Raw genomic sequence first — 19505 nt, 5'->3', positions numbered from 1 at the left:
GATAGAATGGCTCTCCTGTATTGGTTAATGGATAAGGACTTCCTCCTTCATGTCTTCTTCTGTCTCGTATCGCCCCGAAATTGATGGCTTAAGGGCGGTTGCCGTATTGTCTGTCGTGATATTTCATGCGGGTTTTGATGTATTAGGTGGAGGGTATCTTGGCGTTGATGTATTTTTTGTCATTAGCGGTTATTTGATTACCAAGCTGATACGTTATGAGTATGTTAATAATGGATCATTCTCGTATTTAAATTTTTACCGCCGACGTGCCAAGCGCTTAATGCCAGCACTATTTTTTACTCTGATAGCGACATTTGTCGCTTGTTTCTATATTTTAGCACCCCGAGAATTTCAGAAGTTTAGCCAGTCTTTAATTTATTCAGTATTTTCCTTATCTAATATATTTTTCTGGGGAGAGTCTGGCTACTTCGATACAGATTCACAGTTTAAGCCGCTGCTGCATACTTGGTCATTAAGCGTAGAGGAGCAGTTCTATATTTTTTGGCCTTTTCTCTTAGTGTTTCTATTTAAGTATGCCAAAGATCGTCATGTTTTATATTATATAATAATGCTTACGGTGTTGTCGGCTGTTTCTTCTATCGCTATGCTGAAGATTGACAAAAGTGCGGCTTATTACTTAATGCCCTTTCGCGTTTTTGAGTTGATGATAGGGGGTGTTCTGGTTTGGTTGGAAAAGACTAATTATAGAAATGATAAGCTAAAGTCCATATGCTTTAGTCTCTCTATGATTGCTTTGCTGTCTTTATTTTTTATCTATGATAAAAATACTTCATTTCCGGGTATTAATGCATTTTTTGTGACAGTGTTAGTTGCCTTTATTGTTTTTAATAGTAATTCTCCCGCGGGACGGTTTGTTCTAACTTCCAAACTTATGGTTTATATTGGGCTCATATCGTATTCATTATATTTGGCCCATTGGCCGATTATGGCCTTATATAAATACTACGTAATGGAATCACTATCTGTATATGAAAGTGTTTTTCTGATCGCTTTATCAATAGCGATTGCAGTCTTTATGTATCATTTTATTGAGCGACCATTTAGATTTTCATACGGGCTCCCTTCGTTATTTAGTTGGAAAGGAGGTATTGTCTATGGCTTTTCTACTTGCTTATTGATACTTCCTGCTTTGCATGCAACAAAAAATGAAGGCTGGCTATGGCGTTTACCAAAAGAGTTAAGAAAAGCTGTTGCTGATGTTGAAAAAGATCGAAGTGAGTATTGGGACTTAATATCCGGAGAGGTTGGGATTTTTTCTCAGGGCAGCAATAAAATGTTTGTCGTCGGGAATAGTTTTGCTATCGATATTTTCTTTGCATTTAAAGGCATGGATAGTATTGACGTGAGATACAGCGGAACGACTTCGTCTGAATGCTATGCATTCCATTTGAAAATTTCACCGGATTCTAAAACCGATTGCGGTGAGAATTTTAATAAAATTCTATCGTTAACGAATGCTCAAGTAGCGGATTACATCGTCTTAAATGAAAGGTGGGTAATTAATATACCCCCAGCAGACTATATTACAGGGCTGGAGCGAGCTATCCAGCAGATTAGGGCGGTTAATAGCAACGCTAAGTTGATCATCGTAGGTCCAAGACAAACGTTTGACCAAAAATCTGCGTATCAGCTGGTGATTGAACATGGTCGCTTGGCTGGGGCTGCCGAGTATGCATCCAAGTATTACTACAAGCGCCAGGAGATGCTTCTGCTTAATCGGCAATTAAGAACCTATGCGGCAAGCATTGGCGCTACTTTTGTTGATCTTGATGAGATATTTTGTAAGCAGGATATCTGTGAAATCTTGACCCCAGAAGGGGAGATGATCTATTGGGACTTCGGGCACTGGACGATGGCAGGTGCTAAGAACCTTCAACGGGAAATAATTAAGAGATTTCATCAAAAATGGTAATTTCTTCTTTTATTGTCCTAAATTTAGGATAAAGTTAACAGTGAAGGTGAAACTATTAGATAATTCTTGGGGGTTGGTACTATGTCTTCTTCACTTATAAGAAAGGGCTTAGCTCTTTCAGCAGCATCAATATTCGCTGTATCACTTAGCTCGTCGGTGCTCGCCAAAACGCCTGATGCATCCACACCTTCTCAAGAAACAGTGTGTGATGTGCTGGATGGTAAGGCTTGGGGCTTATGTAACGCCTATTGCGAGGCTATCGATTGTGATGATCCCAACGTTCATGCTTCAAATCGAGCATGCGAGAGAATAGCTACAAACTTTGAACGTTTAACGGGCGGTGTATTCCAGCTACCAAATCCATTTGATCTGGAATCATGTAGCGTCTTGGTTCCACAGTAGAAACGAGTTTTAAGATTCACTGGCTAAGAAAATAACCCTAGATATCTCAGCAAGGCGCAGAGAGATATCTAGGGGCTAATGTGTAATCCTATCGACGGTTTTGCAATGCTGCAATTCGATCGTCTAGTGGTGGGTGGCTAGAGAACAGCTCCATCAAGCCTTGTTTCATATGACTGCTAATACCGAAGGCTGTCATTTGGCTAGGTAGTTGGTCTGGTATACCTGATTCCGCTTTCAGGCGCTGTAGTGCACCGATCATTCCCGCATTGCTCGCAAAGTCAGCGCCGGCTTCGTCAGCACGGTATTCACGACGACGGGAGAACCACGCAACAATCATGGAAGCAAAAATACCAAATACAATCTCCGCGACGAATGTAGCGATATAGAAACCGATACCAACACCGCCCTCGTTATCTTTGCGTAACAGCGAGTCTACAAAGTAGCCAACGATGCGTGCAAAGAACATAACGAAAGTATTGACGACCCCCTGAATAAGAGTCAGTGTCACCATATCGCCGTTGGCTACATGACCGATTTCGTGGGCCATCACTGCTCTAGCTTCTTCTGGGCGAAAACGTTGCAGAAGGCCTGTGCTGACCGCTACCAGCGCGTTATTTTTGTTCCAACCTGTCGCAAAGGCATTAGATTGCTGAGCATCAAAAATACCTACTTCAGGCATACCAATACCTGCTTTTTCAGCTAATTCTGCCACGGTATCCATCAACCACTTTTCTTCGGGAGTACTCGGTTGCATGATAATACGTGTACCGGTTGAGCGTTTAGCCATAAATTTGGACATAAATAGGGAAATAAATGAGCCTACAAAGCCAAATACAGCGCAGAAAATGAGTAAAGATGTCAGATTTAGCCCAGTGCCTGTGAGGTAATGCTCAACCCCTAATAAGCTCAAGGTGATACTGGCCACCGCTATAACGGCGATATTGGTCAGAAGAAAGAGAATAATTCGCATGGTTTAAACATTCCCAAAAATTAAGTTCTAGGTTAGATGAGGGCGCTACTGAAAAGTTTCAAGCAATAGCAGGATATTTTCTGGTTGATAGCAGCTTGTGTCACTATACTAATCATACGACATATCGGAGGCTAAGTGACTGAAATATATCGTTGGATAGAACAACAATTAGAGCTTGCATCAAATGAATGCCGCCGCCTTTTTCATGGGCGTGGCGGTTATTTCCCCGGATACGAATCTTTAGTGATTGACTGGTTTGCTCCAGTCGTTGTAATTCGCCTGTATGATGATGTTCCCCCTGAATTGATAGATTCCCTCGCTAGCTTTTTTCGAGCGCGCTCTGGTGTACAGGGTGTGGTGCTTCAGCAACGTGGCCGAGGGCGAGTTACCTCCCACGAGACGCTATTTGGTGAAATGCCGGAGCGCTTGGTTTGTAGCGAACTTGGCTTGCACTATGCCATTACGCCCGCTCAATTTAGAAATACTGGGTTGTTTTTGGATATGCGACATGGTCGCGAATGGGTCAAACAACAAGCCGCTGGTAGTAAAGTGCTCAATTTGTTTGCCTATACCTGCGGCTTTTCAGTGGCTGCCATGGCTGGTGGCGCTAGCTCGGTAGTCAATGTTGATATGAGTAAAAGAGCGCTGAGTATTGGCAGAGAGAACCACAAATTAAATGGTCATGATTTGTCCAAGGTGAGTTTTGTCGGCCATGATATGTTTAAATCCTGGGGGCGCATTCGTCGTTCTGGGCCGTTTGATTTAGTTGTTATTGATCCTCCAAGTTTCCAGCCTGGGAGTTTTGTTGCAGACAATGACTATCTAAAGGTATTGCGTCGATTACCTGAGCTAACATCTCCCGGAGCACGTGTGCTTGCCTGCCATAATGACCCAGCCCATGATGTTTCTTTTATTAGGAACTTGGTGGAAGAAGTTTGTTCAGAGTTTAAATGGAAAGCGTTACTCAACCCCCAATCAGATTTTCCTGATAGGCAGCCGGAAAGAGGCGTAAAAGCAATGGTGTTTGCGCGTAGTGACTAAGATAGATGCAATTTGTATTGATATTGAAGCCAGTGGTTTAGGCTCCCGTTCCTATCCTATTGAGATTGCATGGAAGTGCAGCGGTACCGGTAGGTCGGATGAATTCTTTATAAATCCAGACTCAGGGTATGAGTGGAACGACTGGGATGAGCAAGCCGCACAGATTCATAATATCTCCCCACAGTTGTTGAGAGAGCAGGGAATTTCTGTGCAGGAAGCCTGCGTTAGATTAAATACCGCGCTAGATGGCAGTACAGTGGTAAGTGATGCTTTGGAATTTGATTTTTTCTGGATGCAACGCTTGTTTGATGCGGCGATGTTGAAGCCTACTTTCTCAATGGCAGGTATCGATATGATATTGGAAGGCGAACAGATGATCATGTACCGTCTTGTGGCTAAGGCTCAGGTGAGAAGGCACAGGGCGATGTCGGATGTAGAGGACTTGCTTACTTGTTTGGCAGCCTGTGAGATAGATACAGACTCTTAAGGCGTGACTGTTGGCCATACAGATTCACGGCATGGCCAACAATGTTGAGAGCATTATTCAGCTAGACTCTCAAGTCCTGATTCAAGTGTTAGCGCTACTCCTAGCTCATTAATAACGTCAGGGGCAACGCCAGCTAAGAGGGCAACATCAACGGGGAAACTCTCCTTCACGCTTTCTTCGTCTCGTTTTTCCCTGACGGATGCGTTAACAAAGCAAGCCAAGTTTAATATGGCGCTAAGTGGCTGGGCATCCGTATGAGCCAAAGGCTTTTTATGTTGTTTGATCGACTCGCCAAGTTCGCTAGGAAAGTTCCACATATCTAGCAATGCTTTACCCGCATCTTGTGAGGTAAAGCCAAGTCGCTCCATTTCTGCTTCAGTGCGGCCGACGTTAGACTCTTCGATCAGTGTTTGGATGGCTTTTGCGCGATTGGGTTGGGCAAGGTGAAGCAGCAATCTCCCAATGTTATGTATTATTCCCGCAGTAAAGGCAATATCTGGGTCTACTTTATCGGTTTTCTCGGCAAACCAGCGGGCAAGCGTTGCAACTCTGAACGATTCCGACCAAAACTGTTTAATATCTAAGCCTTCCACCTCTTTAACAGAGCCTGCAAAACCTGAGGCGATAACCAGAGTTTTTAGGCGCTGCATCCCTAACATCACCGTTGCTTCATCAATAGATGAAACCTTTCGACTGAGGCCAAAATGGGCTGAATTGACCAAGCGTAATATCTTTAGGGATAGTGTTTGATCTTGGGAAACTTTTTTGGAAATATCGGAATAGTTTGCATTGGGGTTGTTTAGTGCGACAACCAGCTCTCTGACAACATCAGGAACGTTAGGTAGCTTGCTGGTTTGGCTAAGTAGATCTTGTATTTCCATATTTCACCTGCAATGGCAATAATTAACGTGTTTCTTAATTTAGCGTAGAGCAGGTTTTTAAATTAGCAATAAAAAAGGCCATAAAATGGCCTCTTTCACCGCGGGGAAGTTGTAAGGTTTACAGGTTGAGGACGTGCTCCTCGATTCTACCGCGTAACTCTTCGTATTGGCCTGCTTCTTCTGGAGTGAAGTACAGCTTGTAATAACTGCGCTCAACTAATCGACCTTTATTGCCTTTGATGTTCTCTTTAAGCATGGCATAGGCGTAAGCCATCTGTAAGTGAATCACGCGGGTGTGAGGCTGAATATCAAACTCATGTCCTTCAAGATCATAGCGAACCTTCTTCTCTTTAATCGTATAAAAAGAAACTTCAGCCACCTGCTCCAGATTAATCAGAAAGTTAGATGTAACCGGCACAAGGTGCTGCTTCTCCAGACCGTTGTGCTCCATATAGATACCGCAGTTTTTCTTAATCTTTATAAACATTGTTTTGTCCGATGAAGTTGGATTGCTAGAAAAAGAGTTTATGTCATTTAAAAGACATATTTATTACAAACAGTAGCGCTAACTTTGCTTATTTACAACGTTGGTATAACGGAATTGGGAAAAGATAGATAAGGCGGCAGGGAGCCGCCTTATAGTAGTTACTGCTGATAAGTGCGCAAGAACGTGGCAATACGTGAAATCGCATCTTCCAGCTCATCAATTCGAGGCAAGAACACAATTCTAAAATGTTGTGTATCGGGCATGTTGAAGCCACTACCTTGAACAATCAGCACTTTTTGTTGTTGTAGTAGATCCAGCGCCATTTTCTCATCGTTTTTGATGGGGTAGACAGTTGGATCTAACTTTGGAAATAGATACAAAGCACCTTTGGGCTTGACGCACGAAACGCCGGGTATCTCATTGAGCATCTTCCAAGCAAGGTTGCGCTGCTCATAAAGGCGTCCCTCAGGAATGATTAACTCATTGATGCTTTGGTAACCGCCCAAGGCTGTTTGAATAGCGTGCTGAGAGGGTACATTCGCACACAAGCGCATATTGCTGAGCATATCAAGGCCATCGATATAATCACGAGCGCGATGTTTTGGACCACTCACGACAACCCAGCCGGAGCGAAAGCCTGCTGCACGATAGGTTTTGGATAGGCCGTTAAATGTCAAGCAAAGGACATCATCCGCTAGAGAAGCCATCGAGGTATGTTCGGCTTCATCGTAGATGATTTTATCGTAGATCTCATCAGCAAACACAATAAGATTGTGCTCGCGTGCCAGATCCATAATCTGCTCCAGAACAGCTTTTGGATAGACAGCCCCTGTTGGGTTGTTAGGGTTAATTACCACAATACCGCGGGTGTGCTCCGTGATTTTGCTGCGCATATCCTCAATATCAGGCGCCCAGCCGGACGCTTCGTCACAGACATAATGAACCGGATTACCACCTGCCAAGCTGACTGCAGCCGTCCACAGAGGGTAATCCGGTGCAGGAATGAGCATCTCATCGGTGTCATTCAATAGACCCTGCATTGCCATTACGATAAGTTCAGATACACCATTACCAATATAAATATCTTCTACGGTAACGTTTGGGATATTCTTTTTTTGGCACTCCTGCATAATGGCTTTACAGGCGGCGAACAAGCCTTTGGAGTCGCAATAGCCCTGTGAGGCAGGCAGATTGCGAATCACGTCTTGAACGATCTCTTCTGGCGCCTCAAACCCCCAAGGGGCTGGGTTGCCGATATTGAGTTTGAGGATTCGGTTGCCTTCCTCCTCAAGACGCTTTGCTTCCTGGAGCACTGGCCCCCGGATGTCATAGCAGACGTTGATCAGCTTGTTCGATTTTCTGATAACTGGCATGTTAACAATCCCGTTGCCCGCAAGTATTCTTTGTCTTGTACTGGCGTGCGGTTTTAAATTAAAAAAGGCCGTTAATCATACGCCCTTTTTTTGTTGAAAAGAACTACCAATGCCGCGTAAAACGGGGTTTTGGGCGTGATTTTTAATCAAGTAAACGTACAGTCATTTCTTAGAAAGGAGCAGATATGAAAGATTTTGACTGGTTGTACAATCATGCCTTGGAGCACAAAGGTGAGACGCTGGAAAGTCTTTTGCCTGTTCCTTTGTCGAATGAGCTGTTAGCAAAGCGGCCTGATAGTGAAGCGCTATCCTTAATGAGTTTGCGGATCTTTAGGGCGGGGTTAAAGCATTCACTTGTGGATGCAAAGTGGCCAGCCTTCGAAAAGACTTTTTTCGGTTTCGCTCCTGAAAAGGTCGCTATGATGAGCGACGAGCAGTTAGAAAACTTGATGCAAAATGATCAAATTATCCGCCATTGGGGAAAAATCAAAGCTACAAGGCAGAATGCTTACATGGTGACAGAAATTGCTCAGCAGCATGGTGGGTTTACTCAGTGGATCGCACAGTGGCCAGAGGAGGAGATTACCAGCCTATGGACCCAGCTAAAAAAACAGGGAAGTCAACTAGGTGGAAATTCTGCCCCCTACTTTCTGAGAATGCTAGGGAAAGATACCTTTGTTTTAACCGATGATGTGGTAGCCGCCTTGAAAGCTCAAGGAGTCGTTGATAAAAAACCAACCAGCCAACGAGATTTAGCCGCAGTGCAAACTGCCTTTAACCAATGGCGCAGCGAATCAGGCCGGCCTATGTGCCAGATCAGTCGCTTGTTGGCGTATACCGTGGGTTGGTAGGTATTACTGGGGTGTGAGTCTAGCAAGGAAGCTACCTAAGCTACCGTCAACTTGTCGGACGGGTTTCTTTCCTGGGTACTCCAACCAAACTGTACCGTCGTCATTATTGATACTGAGAATACCATCGTCAGGCTCGGTACATGCGAAAAAGAAGGTGAGAGGGTGTTTCTGTTTATGCTTGGCTAATGCGTGACCGATCAAATTGGCACGCAGACGTTCCATATCTTCTTCGTTCCAAGCTTGGAGTAGAACCAGATCGCCTTCGTTAGAGCTAGCGCTTAGGGGGGCTGACCAGAAGCTGGTGTAATAACTAACAATATCCGGGTGGATGTCCGTTTCCAGTGCTTGTGACAACCGAGTGAACATGTCGGAAGAGGGTGTTTGCTCAACAGGTCGCCATGGGCAAAAATGGCCATCATCGGCGTCTTCTGCATAACATAGGGAAGGCCACTTTAGGTCGAAAGCAATGGTTGGTAGGTTCTGCTGGTACTTTTCAAACCAGCGCTCAATAAAAGCGGCGAGTGCGTCTTGGGTGTTCATGGGGTGCCTTGGATCTTTGCAAAAATAAATATGGGCTTTTTACTCTAGAGATTTTTTCGACCAGCGTATATGTGCAAACATGTACAAATTTTCACCAAAACGAAAAAAATAAAAAAAAACGCCGCAAACGTTTGACAACACAGGGAAACTCATTAAAATGCGCACCTCGTTCAGGGATGACTTCTAAGAAGCAAACCTAACGGTACGGAGTGGTAGTTCAGTTGGTTAGAATACCTGCCTGTCACGCAGGGGGTCGCGGGTTCGAGTCCCGTCCATTCCGCCACTAACATCTTGTAATGAAGCTGTATTCAGGATTCACAACACGAAGTTAGTAAGAGTAATCCTAAAAGATTACAACTGTAAGCTTGAAGTGCTAAGCGTTTTCAGTCAAAAATATAGCCACCGTACTATGGGCGTGTAGCTCAGTTGGGAGAGCGTCGCCCTTACAAGGCGAATGTCGGGAGTTCGAACCTCTCCACGCCCACCATATGCGGAGTGGTAGTTCAGTTGGTTAGAATACCTGCCTGTCACGCAGGGGGTCGCGGGTTCGAGTCCCGTCCATTCCGCCACTAACTTTCGGGTTAGTCACGGTTAACTTAAAGTGCTGAGTTGAACGTGTAAAAACATCAGCCAACGCATATGGGCGTGTAGCTCAGTTGGGAGAGCGTCGCCCTTACAAGGCGAATGTCGGGAGTTCGAACCTCTCCACGCCCACCATATGCGGAGTGGTAGTTCAGTTGGTTAGAATACCTGCCTGTCACGCAGGGGGTCGCGGGTTCGAGTCCCGTCCATTCCGCCACTAACTTTCGGGTTAGTCACGGTTAGCTTGAAGTGCTAAGTTAAACGTGTAAAAACATAAGCCAACGCATATGGGCGTGTAGCTCAGTTGGGAGAGCGTCGCCCTTACAAGGCGAATGTCGGGAGTTCGAACCTCTCCACGCCCACCATATGCGGAGTGGTAGTTCAGTTGGTTAGAATACCTGCCTGTCACGCAGGGGGTCGCGGGTTCGAGTCCCGTCCATTCCGCCACTAACTTTCGGGTTAGTCATGATTAGCTTAAAGTGCTAAGTTAAACGTGCAAAAACATCAGCCAATCCATTATGGGCGTGTAGCTCAGTTGGGAGAGCGTCGCCCTTACAAGGCGAATGTCGGGAGTTCGAACCTCTCCACGCCCACCATCCATTATCCTTGCTCGATTCTATCTGATTTTTTACCTCTATTGGCTTTCTATATCGTGGCTGCTTAAAAAGGCCCTACCTCAATAACCTTGTTTAACCAAGCTGTTTTTTCGGCTTCGCTCAGTGTCGCGTCTCTCCAGATTACCATGACATAGGGATCGGTAGTGCGCAGAAATCCCGCCCGTTTACACACCACTTCCGACTGAGGGTTTCCGACATGGCCCCAGATGGCGGTAAGCTCGTTGGGTAGTTTTTTGAAAGACGCTTGCAGGAGCAACTCAGCAATACCTCCTTGTTCTCTAATTGCTGAGCGAATGGGCTTGGTGAGGCGTCTGTATTGTCTATCATCTATAACCAGTCCTCCGCATAGTGCGCAGTTTTCCCACATCGTGTAGTGGACATAGCCAAGGGGAATCATTTGGCCATTGTCTGAGCGGGCAAAAGCTACAAAGTGTCGAGGGGTGGCGGGGAATGAGTCAGTAAAGAAGCGACGGCGAAACAGGTCTCCTACAAAAAACTCGGCATCATCGACTTCGGCTACGCTAAAACCCTGATGTATTACATGCTCTGCTTTATCGGCATAAGTGCTTTCTACTGGATATGTGTCCACAACAGGTTCCTCATTATGTTTATGGTTTGATGTGGGTGGTGTTTTGTCGATATGGTCGAGAAGCCTTTCCAGCTCATCTACACTTTTCCAGTGAAAACCGCATACATAGCGGGGAATATCCCAGATACAGGTGTTAAGGGTGACAGGTTCGCCTGCGGTACTAAAGGCTGCTTTAATACCTAGTCTTTTTCCATTCTTTGGGAAGTACTCATCACGTAGATAAGAGGGGGCATGTCCATAGGGGTATCCAAACAAAGGAAGACATTGGTTACGGGTGATATGGTTAATATACTCCTGAGCTGCTAGGATTTGTTCCTCTGCATCTTTATAGTTGTCAATATCGAAGAAAGATCCTTTTTTATTTTCTCTCTGTCTGACTTGGTCTACGCTTTCATGAAGATGGTCCCAGCTGTGATTAGCGATACCAATGATGCCCTCGTTTGCGCAAGTTAGCCACCAGTCATCCTGCCACTGTTCTGGATGGTCTTTAAGAGATCTTTGTAATTCGGCTCTGGCGCTAGGGGAGGCGATCACAAATGAAACGGCTCGCTCACCCTCCATTGCTAAGGGTAGCGATGTTTGGCTTTGTTTTAATAAGGTGTGGAAACTGGTAATGCTGCCTATGCCGTCAACATGATCATCGTTAAAATCGAAGCTTTTGCCGTCATCAAAGGTAATGCATACGACTTTTTTTCCTGATATTGCCGATGCTGGGGTTTCTCCTGACAATATCGAAACCAGTTGGCTAACGGGTAAAAGGCTGTAGCCTTTGCGACTCAATAGTTTTAAGTCGGCTTCAAGGGCTTTATGGTTGTCGGATAGATAGTCTTGCCCGATCGTCCAGCTGTGATAGCAAAGAATGGGTACTTGGAGGTGTTTCTTTGAAGTACCTAATAGGGCTTTTATTTTATTTATGAAATGCTTCATGCTTGGTCGTCCTTGTACGTAAACGGTTCTTGAGTATACGAAGCCGTTCATCCTTGGAAGTCTTGCGTTAAAGCATAACAGTTTTTAGATGATTTTTAGAGATGTGGCCTTGTTAAGGCTACATCTCCCAAGCATCGTCGTAGAGATCCGCATCTTCATCTGTTTCATCGACTTCTAATAAGAGTTCTTCAATATATTCTTCCATGTTCTATGCCTGTTAGCTGCTATAATTTGGCGCAAGACTCTACGCGATGAATATGTCAGTCATATGACGGAGCTTTGTTTGCAACCTTCCGATCTCTTTTCATATCAGCCCGAATTAATCATTCAGGCGCTGGCTCACCCTCTGTTTGATCAAAAAGGGTTATCAGTGACGGTGGTACGTACGGATTTGATCCATTCTGAAGTCAGCGGTAATAAATGGTATAAGCTGAAATATAACTTGTTGCAGGCAAAAACGAATAACCAGACTCGTCTTTTAAGTTTTGGTGGTGCTTACTCAAACCACATTCATGCGCTGGCGTGGGCGGCAGGGCAGTTGGGGTTGGTGTCGGTGGGTATTATTCGTGGCGAGCCGGTATCAAATCCTATGTTGGATGATGCCCAGCGTTGGGGGATGCAGCTGCATTTTGTTGATCGTGTGCAGTATCGGCAACGCTCTGATGCCGCTTGGCTGCAAAAGCTGATGGCTGAGCATGAGGTGGATGTCGTTATACCGGAAGGTGGTTCTAACTCGCTGGCGTTAAAAGGGGTGGGTGAGCTGATGAGGGGGATTTCGCAGCAGTTGCCGGGTTTGGATTATCTTCTGTGTGCGTGTGGCACGGGCGGTACATTAGCAGGTTTATTATCGAAGGCACCTAAGCGCGTCCAGTTAGAAGGGTATCCCGTATTAAAAGGGGGAGATTTTCTTTATCAGGAGATTGAGTCTTTATTAGCGGGTGCGAATAGATCGGTCGAGTGTCATTGGTCGCTGGATCTTGAGTCCCACTACGGTGGTTATGGCAAGGTAAAAGCAGACCATAAAATGATATGGCATCAATTAGAGGCTGATTTCGGGGTGCCACTTGATCCCATATATACCGCGAAGCTTTTTAGGCGCTTTATGGAGAAAGTGGCGCAGGGTGATTATCCCGAAGGCGCTAAGATTGTTTTACTGCATAGCGGAGGGCTGCAAGGTCGCCGTTCCATGTGCTAAGTGCTTGAAAAGTTTTTGCAATGCAGTAATTATGCAGGTTAAATCCTGACACTTTTTATAATCTAAGGGTAATTTCATGGATCATTTTCGCAATGTTGGGCTGATTGGTCGTTTAGGTAGTAAGTTGGTCATTGATACCCTCAAACACCTTATCCGTTTTTTGAACGAACGCGGGTTGAATACGATATTGGATGAGCGTGTTGCAGAGCTTATGCCGGGCCATGGCCAGCAGGTATGCAAACAGAAAATGATGGGTGAGATTTGTGATTTGGTGATAGTGGTCGGTGGTGATGGTAGTTTGCTGGGGGCTGCTCGCTCGCTGGCTCAGTGTCATGTCCCCGTGCTGGGTATTAACCGAGGAAACTTAGGCTTTCTGACGGATATTTCACCAAATGAAGTTGAGGAAAAAGTTACTGAGGTATTAGAGGGTAAATACACCGTCGAAAGCCGCTTTCTTCTGGATATGATGGTTAAACGTGCCGGTGAGCCTATTGGCGAAGGTGCTGCTTTAAATGATTGTGTGCTTCATCCAGGTAAAGCCACACGGATGATTCAGTTTGAGTTGTATATTGAAGGCCAGTTTGTCTATACCCAAAAATCGGATGGCCTGATTGTTTCGACACCGACCGGTTCTACCGCTTATGCTTTGTCCGGTGGCGGCCCTATTATGCACCCTAAGTTGGACGCATTGGTCTTGGTGCCTATGTTCCCCCATACGCTTTCGAGCCGTCCTATCGTGGTTGATGGTAATAGTGAGCTTAAGTTGGTCATTAGCGAAGAAAATGAAACCTACCCTACGGTCTCTTGTGATGGACAGATCAATATTAGTTTAGCGCCAGGGGATGTGATCACGATCCATAAAAAGCCCCACAAACTGAAATTGCTACACCCACTGGATTATGATTTCTATCGTACATGCCGTGAAAAGTTAGGCTGGGGTACAAAGCTTGGGAACTAGCACGATTGAGCAGCGCTATGAAGGCTACGACCTCATTGGGGATATTCATGGCTGTGGTTTGAGCCTGCGGATGTTACTTGTCCGTTTAGGCTACAGTAAGCGTAATGGTGTTTATTATCACCCACGCCGTCAGGCTATTTTTTTGGGTGACATTGTTGATCGCGGACCACATATTCGTGAGGCATTACACTTGGTGCGTGACATGGTAGAAGCCGGCCATGCCCAAATTGTGATGGGTAATCATGAGTATAATTTACTTTGCTACTGCACGCCGAACCGCAATCCAGATTTGCCTCATCCATTCTTGCGTGAACATACTCAGCGTCATCGGCGAATTCTGCAAGAGACTTTACAACAGCTGGACCCTTATCCTCAGGATAAGCAAGAGTTTCTTAGCTGGATTAAGGAGATGCCGCTATTCCTCGAAATGGATACCTTCCGGGTTGTTCATGCCTGTTGGCACGAAGCGCTGATAACAGAGTTTAAACAGCGGGAAGGTGGCAACCAAATTACGGATGACTTTTTGCATCGCTCAGCGGTCCCAGATACCTTCGAATGGGTGTTGATGGATAGATTGTTGCGCGGCACCCACTTGCGCTTGCCCAATAATGAAGTCATGGTCAGCCGAGATGGTTTTAAGCGGCGTTTTTTTCGAACAAAATTTTGGTCAGTGGATCCTAAGTACTATATCGATGTGGTTTTTCAACCCGACCCGCTCCCAGAGCATATAGCTAGGCTCCCGTTGACACCTCAGAACTACCAAGATTTGATTCATTATGATGAGCAGGAAAAGCCTCTTTTTATCGGTCACTATTGGTGTGAAGGGCAACCCGTACCGGTCGCTTCCAATGTCGCATGTCTGGATTACAGCGCCGTTAAATACGGGAAGTTAGTTGCTTATCGATATGACTTTGAAAAGCGCCTTCAGGCGAATAAGTTTGTATGGGTGGATGTAAAAGCGGAAGTGGTAAGTCCCAGATAATGAAAGGGTATCGCGACCTATGATAAAAGTGTTTGATGTGCCTTTGAGTATCGACTTAGGCGAGTTTGCTGAGTTTCTTTGGCGAAATGAAATTCCACATCGTATTGTTGAAGATGAGGAAAGGCAAACGCTGTGGGTGCCTCAGCATGTCAATGCAGATCGGGTGCGCTTCATTTTTGAACAATGGAAAAGCGGTGCCGACCTTCAACAGATCAGTGTTCGAAGACCGTTAAGACAGCGGATCAACCCGCTAAAGTTCCCGATGACCACAGGTATTTTGCTTGTTAGTATCGTTATCTCTGTAGCCATAGGTTTTGGCAGTCGTTATGAGTTAATGCACTGGCTAACCATTACAGACTTTCACTTTATTAATCAGCAATTGATCTATTCGCACCTGCTGGAGTCATTGCACTCTTTTGAAGTCTGGCGATTTATTTCACCGGTTTTTATGCACTTTAACCTTCCTCATATTTTGTTTAACGGATTATGGATCTGGGTTATTGGTCGTCGAATAGAGCAGTTGCAGGGAATAGGTATTTATCTACTCTTGTTTGCTTGGGCCGCAGTGTTGTCTAATGTGGCCCAGTTCTGGGTGTCAGGCCCCATGTTTGGAGGGTTATCCGGCGTTGTGTTTGCGATTCTTGCGTATACTTGGCTATGGGATAAGCAGGCACGCATCGCTTTTTTTGGGTTTCCCTCAGCCTTATTTGTCTTCATGGTGTTTTGGTTAGTGCTGGGATATACCGGGCTTTTAGAAGCGATAGGCTTTGGTGCCATTGCCAATACGGCGCACCTGGCAGGGCTGGTCGCGGGGCTATTGGCCGTCCCTTTGGTTAAAGTGATCTTTAGACGCCATATTTAGCATCTGTAATTATCTATTTTGAGGAAGAGAGCCAATGACGTATGACGAGCTGATCAACGCGATGACGCCTGAGATGCATACATCGCTAAAACGTGCGATAGAGTTAGGTAAGTGGCCCACCGGTCAGAAGCTGACAGATGAGCAGCGAGAGACCTGCATGCGTGCGGTCATTGCTTATGATGAGAAATACCTACCCGAAGAGCAACGTGTAGGATTTATAGATCGAACGAAAAAAGATGGAACGCAACATGGTTCAGATCCATTGCAACCAGATGTTCTTAAAATAATTAACCACTAAAATACGACGGTAGCATGCAAATATTAGGTGAGGGTGCGCTGAGTAAGATGCGTGCAGAGTTGGGTGAGGTTGTGCGTTATCAGTTATCCCTAGGGGATCAGCTGATCGAAATGAATGAGCTATTGGGTAAGCGTATTTCGCTCTCATACGCTGGAGCCATCAACTGTTTACATTGTGGTAGAAAAACGAAAAAGAGCTTTAGCCAAGGCTTTTGCTATCCCTGCTTTACGAAGTTGCCTCAATGCGATAGCTGTATTATGAGCCCGGAAAAGTGCCATTTTCATCAGGGCAGTTGTCGAGATTCAGCGTGGGGAGAACAGCATTGCTTTGTGCCGCATATTGTATATCTGTCCAATGCCTCAGGCCTTAAGGTTGGTATTACTCGAGGAACGCAAGTTCCGACTCGCTGGATTGATCAAGGCGCGATACAAGCGATCCCCGCCTTTCGCGTGAGTGCTCGCATTTTGTCGGGTTTGGTAGAACGAATCTATGGTGAGTACATCTCTGACCGGACTAACTGGCGAGCTATGTTGAAAGGCGCTGTTGAGCCGTTAGAGATGATCAAATTACGTGAAGAGATGTATCTGCGCTGCCAAGAAGAGATAACCCAATTACAAAATAGCCATGGATTACAGTCGATTCAGCCAATTTTAGAAGGAGAAGTGGTTGAAATTGCTTACCCTGTGTTGCAGTATCCTACTAAAGTTGTAACTCATAATCTGGATAAAAAACCAGACGTTGATGGCGTTTTATTGGGTATCAAAGGACAGTATCTTATGCTGGATACTGGGGTGATTAACCTAAGAAAATACACGTCTTATAAGATTACATTGAGTTCGGAATAGAGGTTAGACCCTACATGCCACAGCAGCCGCAAGTGATTTACCTTAAAGACTATCAGGTTCCTGAGTTTTTAATCGAAAAAACCGATTTACGTTTTGAACTGCAAGCCGACGCGACACTCGTTAAAGCGCGTTTACAGATTAGACGCAACCCCCAAAGCCTCTCTAAGAATAGCGCGCTGGTGCTGCAAGGGGATAAGGATCTGGTTCTGTGTCGAGTAGCGGTTAATGATCAGGTACTTGCTGAACAAGACTATCGTCGTTCCGAAGAAAGCTTATCAATTAACGATGTGCCTGATGTTTTTGTATTAGAAACGGTCACAGAAATTTATCCGGACCAGAATACAGCACTTGAGGGGTTATATCGCTCTGATGGTATGTACTGTACTCAGTGCGAGGCTGAAGGATTTCGACGTATCACCTTTTATTTGGATCGCCCCGATGTGATGTCGGTATTTACCACGACAATAGAAGCCGATAAAGCCGCGTATCCTGTTTTGCTCTCCAACGGTAATCCGGTAGCGAGTGGCGATGCTGATGGTGATCGGCACTGGGTAACTTGGGAAGACCCTTTCCCCAAGCCTGCTTATCTATTTGCTTTGGTGGCAGGGGATCTGGCATTTATCGAAGACCGTTATGTTACGGGTAGTGGTCGTGAAGTCACCTTGCAAATCTTTGCTGCAGAAAAAGACTTAGACAAGCTTGATTATGCGATGATTTCCCTGAAAAAGTCGATGCGTTGGGATGAAGAGGTTTATGGGCGGGAATACGATCTCGATATCTATATGATTGTCGCTGTAGACTTTTTTAACATGGGGGCCATGGAGAATAAGGGCTTAAATATTTTTAACACCTCCTGTGTTTTAGCACACCCTGAAACGACGACTGATGCTGGTTTCCAGCGAGTAGAAGGCGTCGTTGCCCATGAGTATTTTCATAACTGGTCGGGCAATCGCGTGACCTGTCGGGATTGGTTTCAGTTAAGCCTTAAAGAGGGCTTTACGGTGTTTCGTGACGCTGAGTTTTCAGCGGATATGAACTCTCGAACTGTCAAGCGCGTTGAAGATGTATCACTCCTGCGTACTGCGCAGTTTGCAGAAGATGCCGGCCCAATGGCTCACCCGATTCGGCCTGCGTCTTTTATCGAAATTTCCAACTTTTACACAATGACCATCTATGAGAAGGGCGCTGAGGTGGTTCGTATGATCCATACGCTGTTGGGCGCTGAAAACTTCCGTAAAGGTAGTGATCTCTATTTTGAGCGTCATGACGGCCAAGCGGTAACCACTGATGACTTTGTGCAGGCGATGGAAGATGCGTCTGGGATTGATCTTAGCCAGTTTCGCCTTTGGTACTCCCAAGCGGGCACACCGGTGATCGACGTATCGGATGAGTATGACGCGTCTCAGCAAATCTATACCTTGATCCTCAAGCAACGTTGTCCAGCGACTCCTGGGCAGAGTGAAAAAGCACCGTTCCATATCCCCGTGAGTGTAGGCTTACTGGGAAAAAGTGGGCAGGATATGATGCTGTCTAATGGCGAAACTACCCAAGTGCTTGAGCTAAAAGAGGCTGAGCAACGTTTCTCCTTTACAGAGATCGAAGAAAAGCCCATTCCTTCATTACTGAGAAGCTTCTCAGCACCCGTAAAACTCCATTACGGCTATCAGCGAGATGATCTGGTTTTCTTGATGAGCCATGATTCAGATGGCTTTAATCGTTGGGAGGCGGCACAAAAGCTGGGTGTTGATATCCTTCAAGAATTAATTGGCGAGTATCAGGCCGGTAATGAACTGGTGTTAGATAATCGACTGACGGCAGCTTATCGCGCGGTACTCACTGATCTATCTTTAGATCAGGCAATGGTTTCCAAAGTGCTCACATTACCGACAGAAGCCTATTTGAGTGAGCTATCGGATATTATAGATGTCGATGCTATTCATGCTGTACGTGAATTCGTGATTAAAACATTAGCAGAAGCGTTGTCGTCTGAGTTAATTGCTGTTTATGACCGCTGTAATGTATCTGAAAAGTATGCTCCGGATGCTACAAGCATTGCTCGGCGAGCATTAAAGAATCTCGCTCTCAGCTACCTGATGAAAACCGGTAAACCAGAGCAGTTGGAGCGTGCACTGACGCAGTTTCAGGACGCTGATAACATGACAGATAGCATGGCAGCGTTGGCATTAGTTGTGCACTCGCCCTACGCAAAAGCAGCCGAAGTAATCTTAGAGCAGTTCTATCTTCGCTGGAAAAATGAGCCTCTGGTTGTGAACCAATGGTTATCGGTGCAAGCGTCTAACCCGAGTAAAGGGGCACTAAATACCGTAAAACAGCTGATGCAGCACGAGTCATTTAATATGCGTAACCCAAATAAGGTGCGTAGCTTGATTTCTGGATTTAGCAGTTTAAATCCCGTTAACTTCCATGCAATGGATGGCAGCGGGTATCGTTTCCTGGCTGATCAGATTATTGAGCTCAATAATCTCAACCCTCAAATAGCCTCCCGCTTAGTTACGCCATTGACTCGATGGAAACGCTACCCTGCTGATCGCCAGGGGATGATGAGGGAAGAGCTGCAGCGGATTATGGATTCTGGCGAGTTGTCGCGTGATGTTTTTGAAGTTGTTAGCAAAAGTTTGGCGTGATAGAACTAATAGCTAATCTACGGTTCTGATAGAACTGGGT

General features: G+C 45.5%; 18 protein-coding genes and 8 tRNA genes. 20 read left to right on the top strand and 6 right to left on the bottom strand.

Annotated elements, in window-relative coordinates:
• Nucleotides 1–49: 49 nt before the first annotated feature.
• Both F0U83_RS10000 and F0U83_RS09995 read left to right on the top strand, forming a co-directional pair.
• On the top strand, nt 50–1933 hold the full coding sequence (locus tag F0U83_RS10000; RefSeq protein WP_138987669.1) for an acyltransferase family protein: 1884 nt from the start codon (nt 50–52) through the stop codon (nt 1931–1933).
• An 81-nt stretch (nt 1934–2014) separates the two neighbouring features.
• Nucleotides 2015–2335, top strand: a complete 321-nt coding sequence (locus tag F0U83_RS09995; protein WP_138987670.1) for a hypothetical protein — start codon at nt 2015–2017, stop codon at nt 2333–2335.
• 88 nt (nt 2336–2423) lie between these two features.
• On the opposite strand, the gene htpX is transcribed toward F0U83_RS09995, so the two are convergent.
• Nucleotides 2424–3305 carry a protease HtpX gene (gene htpX, locus F0U83_RS09990; RefSeq protein ID WP_138987671.1) on the bottom strand — a complete coding sequence of 294 codons (882 nt, stop codon included), beginning with the start codon at nt 3303–3305 and terminating at the stop codon, nt 2424–2426.
• 135 nt (nt 3306–3440) lie between these two features.
• On the opposite strand from htpX, the gene F0U83_RS09985 reads away from it, so the two are divergent.
• Together F0U83_RS09985 and F0U83_RS09980 are read left to right on the top strand one after the other, a co-directional pair.
• Nucleotides 3441–4346, top strand: coding sequence for a class I SAM-dependent methyltransferase (locus F0U83_RS09985; RefSeq protein ID WP_138987672.1), 906 nt, complete (start codon nt 3441–3443; stop codon nt 4344–4346).
• Complete coding sequence (locus F0U83_RS09980; protein WP_246077751.1) at nt 4339–4833, top strand: 3'-5' exonuclease; 495 nt, start codon at nt 4339–4341, stop codon at nt 4831–4833. Before F0U83_RS09985 ends, F0U83_RS09980 begins: the two co-directional genes overlap by 8 nt.
• A gap of 53 nt (nt 4834–4886) precedes the next feature.
• On the opposite strand, the gene F0U83_RS09975 is transcribed toward F0U83_RS09980, so the two are convergent.
• From F0U83_RS09975 to F0U83_RS09965, 3 genes are all read right to left on the bottom strand, one after another.
• On the bottom strand, nt 4887–5714 hold the full coding sequence (locus F0U83_RS09975; RefSeq protein ID WP_138987673.1) for an HDOD domain-containing protein: 828 nt from the start codon (nt 5712–5714) through the stop codon (nt 4887–4889).
• Nucleotides 5715–5832: 118 nt separating this feature from the next.
• On the bottom strand, nt 5833–6201 hold the full coding sequence (locus tag F0U83_RS09970; protein ID WP_138987674.1) for a hypothetical protein: 369 nt from the start codon (nt 6199–6201) through the stop codon (nt 5833–5835).
• Nucleotides 6202–6359: 158 nt separating this feature from the next.
• Nucleotides 6360–7574 (bottom strand): pyridoxal phosphate-dependent aminotransferase, encoded by a 1215-nt coding sequence (locus F0U83_RS09965; protein ID WP_150036808.1) that lies wholly within the window; start codon nt 7572–7574, stop codon nt 6360–6362.
• 185 nt (nt 7575–7759) lie between these two features.
• Between F0U83_RS09965 and F0U83_RS09960 the strand changes: the two genes are divergently transcribed.
• Nucleotides 7760–8425 carry a DNA-3-methyladenine glycosylase I gene (locus F0U83_RS09960; protein WP_138987676.1) on the top strand — a complete coding sequence of 222 codons (666 nt, stop codon included), beginning with the start codon at nt 7760–7762 and terminating at the stop codon, nt 8423–8425.
• 3 nt (nt 8426–8428) lie between these two features.
• Here F0U83_RS09960 and syd read toward each other — a convergent pair whose 3' ends face one another.
• The gene (gene syd / locus F0U83_RS09955; RefSeq protein WP_138987677.1) at nt 8429–8965 is read right to left on the bottom strand and encodes a SecY-interacting protein; all 537 of its coding nucleotides are present in this window, start codon (nt 8963–8965) and stop codon (nt 8429–8431) included.
• Between the two features lie 206 nt (nt 8966–9171).
• Between syd and F0U83_RS09950 the strand changes: the two genes are divergently transcribed.
• From F0U83_RS09950 to F0U83_RS09915, 8 genes are all read left to right on the top strand, one after another.
• Nucleotides 9172–9248: transfer RNA gene (locus F0U83_RS09950), tRNA-Asp, on the top strand.
• Between the two features lie 128 nt (nt 9249–9376).
• Nucleotides 9377–9452: transfer RNA gene (locus tag F0U83_RS09945), tRNA-Val, on the top strand.
• A gap of 5 nt (nt 9453–9457) precedes the next feature.
• A tRNA-Asp gene (locus tag F0U83_RS09940) sits at nt 9458–9534 on the top strand.
• Nucleotides 9535–9606: 72 nt separating this feature from the next.
• Nucleotides 9607–9682, top strand: a tRNA-Val gene (locus tag F0U83_RS09935).
• A gap of 5 nt (nt 9683–9687) precedes the next feature.
• Nucleotides 9688–9764 (top strand) — tRNA-Asp (locus F0U83_RS09930).
• A gap of 72 nt (nt 9765–9836) precedes the next feature.
• Nucleotides 9837–9912: transfer RNA gene (locus F0U83_RS09925), tRNA-Val, on the top strand.
• 5 nt (nt 9913–9917) lie between these two features.
• Nucleotides 9918–9994, top strand: a tRNA-Asp gene (locus tag F0U83_RS09920).
• A gap of 73 nt (nt 9995–10067) precedes the next feature.
• Nucleotides 10068–10143, top strand: a tRNA-Val gene (locus tag F0U83_RS09915).
• A 64-nt stretch (nt 10144–10207) separates the two neighbouring features.
• Here the strand turns inward: F0U83_RS09915 and F0U83_RS09910 are convergent.
• A complete protein-coding gene (locus F0U83_RS09910; RefSeq protein ID WP_170221819.1) occupies nt 10208–11680 on the bottom strand; it encodes a polysaccharide deacetylase family protein in 1473 nt (490 codons plus the stop codon).
• A 283-nt stretch (nt 11681–11963) separates the two neighbouring features.
• On the opposite strand from F0U83_RS09910, the gene F0U83_RS09905 reads away from it, so the two are divergent.
• The 7 genes from F0U83_RS09905 (at nt 11964) to pepN (ending at nt 19465) form a co-directional block, all read left to right on the top strand.
• Entirely contained in the window at nt 11964–12875 is a 912-nt protein-coding gene (locus F0U83_RS09905) for a 1-aminocyclopropane-1-carboxylate deaminase/D-cysteine desulfhydrase (protein WP_246077753.1), read from the top strand.
• A gap of 76 nt (nt 12876–12951) precedes the next feature.
• Entirely contained in the window at nt 12952–13833 is an 882-nt protein-coding gene (locus tag F0U83_RS09900) for an NAD(+) kinase (protein ID WP_138987680.1), read from the top strand.
• Nucleotides 13823–14815 (top strand): metallophosphoesterase, encoded by a 993-nt coding sequence (locus F0U83_RS09895; protein WP_276469558.1) that lies wholly within the window; start codon nt 13823–13825, stop codon nt 14813–14815. The genes F0U83_RS09900 and F0U83_RS09895 overlap by 11 nt, the downstream gene beginning before the upstream one ends.
• A gap of 19 nt (nt 14816–14834) precedes the next feature.
• Entirely contained in the window at nt 14835–15677 is an 843-nt protein-coding gene (locus F0U83_RS09890; protein WP_138987681.1) for a rhomboid family intramembrane serine protease, read from the top strand.
• 34 nt (nt 15678–15711) lie between these two features.
• On the top strand, nt 15712–15975 hold the full coding sequence (locus F0U83_RS09885) for a YeaC family protein (protein ID WP_138987682.1): 264 nt from the start codon (nt 15712–15714) through the stop codon (nt 15973–15975).
• A 14-nt stretch (nt 15976–15989) separates the two neighbouring features.
• Complete coding sequence (locus F0U83_RS09880; protein ID WP_138987683.1) at nt 15990–16820, top strand: DUF2797 domain-containing protein; 831 nt, start codon at nt 15990–15992, stop codon at nt 16818–16820.
• A gap of 14 nt (nt 16821–16834) precedes the next feature.
• Nucleotides 16835–19465, top strand: coding sequence for an aminopeptidase N (gene pepN, locus F0U83_RS09875; protein ID WP_138987684.1), 2631 nt, complete (start codon nt 16835–16837; stop codon nt 19463–19465).
• Nucleotides 19466–19505: the final 40 nt, after the last annotated feature.

Origin of the sequence: Neptunomonas concharum (assembly GCF_008630635.1) — a bacterium.
In the GTDB taxonomy this organism is placed as follows: domain Bacteria; phylum Pseudomonadota; class Gammaproteobacteria; order Pseudomonadales; family Balneatricaceae; genus Neptunomonas; species Neptunomonas concharum.
The sequence above is the reverse complement of the archived record's forward strand: the minus strand, read 5'-3'. Positions and strand labels throughout refer to the sequence as shown.

Coding starts and splice junctions, on each gene's coding strand:
- F0U83_RS09900 (WP_138987680.1), top strand. CDS start 12,952: ATGGATCATTTTCGCAATGTTGGGCTGATTGGTCGTTTAGGTAGTAAG.
- F0U83_RS09995 (WP_138987670.1), top strand. CDS start 2,015: ATGTCTTCTTCACTTATAAGAAAGGGCTTAGCTCTTTCAGCAGCATCA.
- pepN (WP_138987684.1), top strand. CDS start 16,835: ATGCCACAGCAGCCGCAAGTGATTTACCTTAAAGACTATCAGGTTCCT.
- F0U83_RS09960 (WP_138987676.1), top strand. CDS start 7,760: ATGAAAGATTTTGACTGGTTGTACAATCATGCCTTGGAGCACAAAGGT.
- F0U83_RS09965 (WP_150036808.1), bottom strand. CDS start 7,574: ATGCCAGTTATCAGAAAATCGAACAAGCTGATCAACGTCTGCTATGAC.
- F0U83_RS09970 (WP_138987674.1), bottom strand. CDS start 6,201: ATGTTTATAAAGATTAAGAAAAACTGCGGTATCTATATGGAGCACAAC.
- htpX (WP_138987671.1), bottom strand. CDS start 3,305: ATGCGAATTATTCTCTTTCTTCTGACCAATATCGCCGTTATAGCGGTG.
- F0U83_RS09975 (WP_138987673.1), bottom strand. CDS start 5,714: ATGGAAATACAAGATCTACTTAGCCAAACCAGCAAGCTACCTAACGTT.
- F0U83_RS09885 (WP_138987682.1), top strand. CDS start 15,712: ATGACGTATGACGAGCTGATCAACGCGATGACGCCTGAGATGCATACA.
- F0U83_RS09890 (WP_138987681.1), top strand. CDS start 14,835: ATGATAAAAGTGTTTGATGTGCCTTTGAGTATCGACTTAGGCGAGTTT.
- syd (WP_138987677.1), bottom strand. CDS start 8,965: ATGAACACCCAAGACGCACTCGCCGCTTTTATTGAGCGCTGGTTTGAA.
- F0U83_RS09880 (WP_138987683.1), top strand. CDS start 15,990: ATGCAAATATTAGGTGAGGGTGCGCTGAGTAAGATGCGTGCAGAGTTG.
- F0U83_RS10000 (WP_138987669.1), top strand. CDS start 50: ATGTCTTCTTCTGTCTCGTATCGCCCCGAAATTGATGGCTTAAGGGCG.
- F0U83_RS09910 (WP_170221819.1), bottom strand. CDS start 11,680: ATGAAGCATTTCATAAATAAAATAAAAGCCCTATTAGGTACTTCAAAG.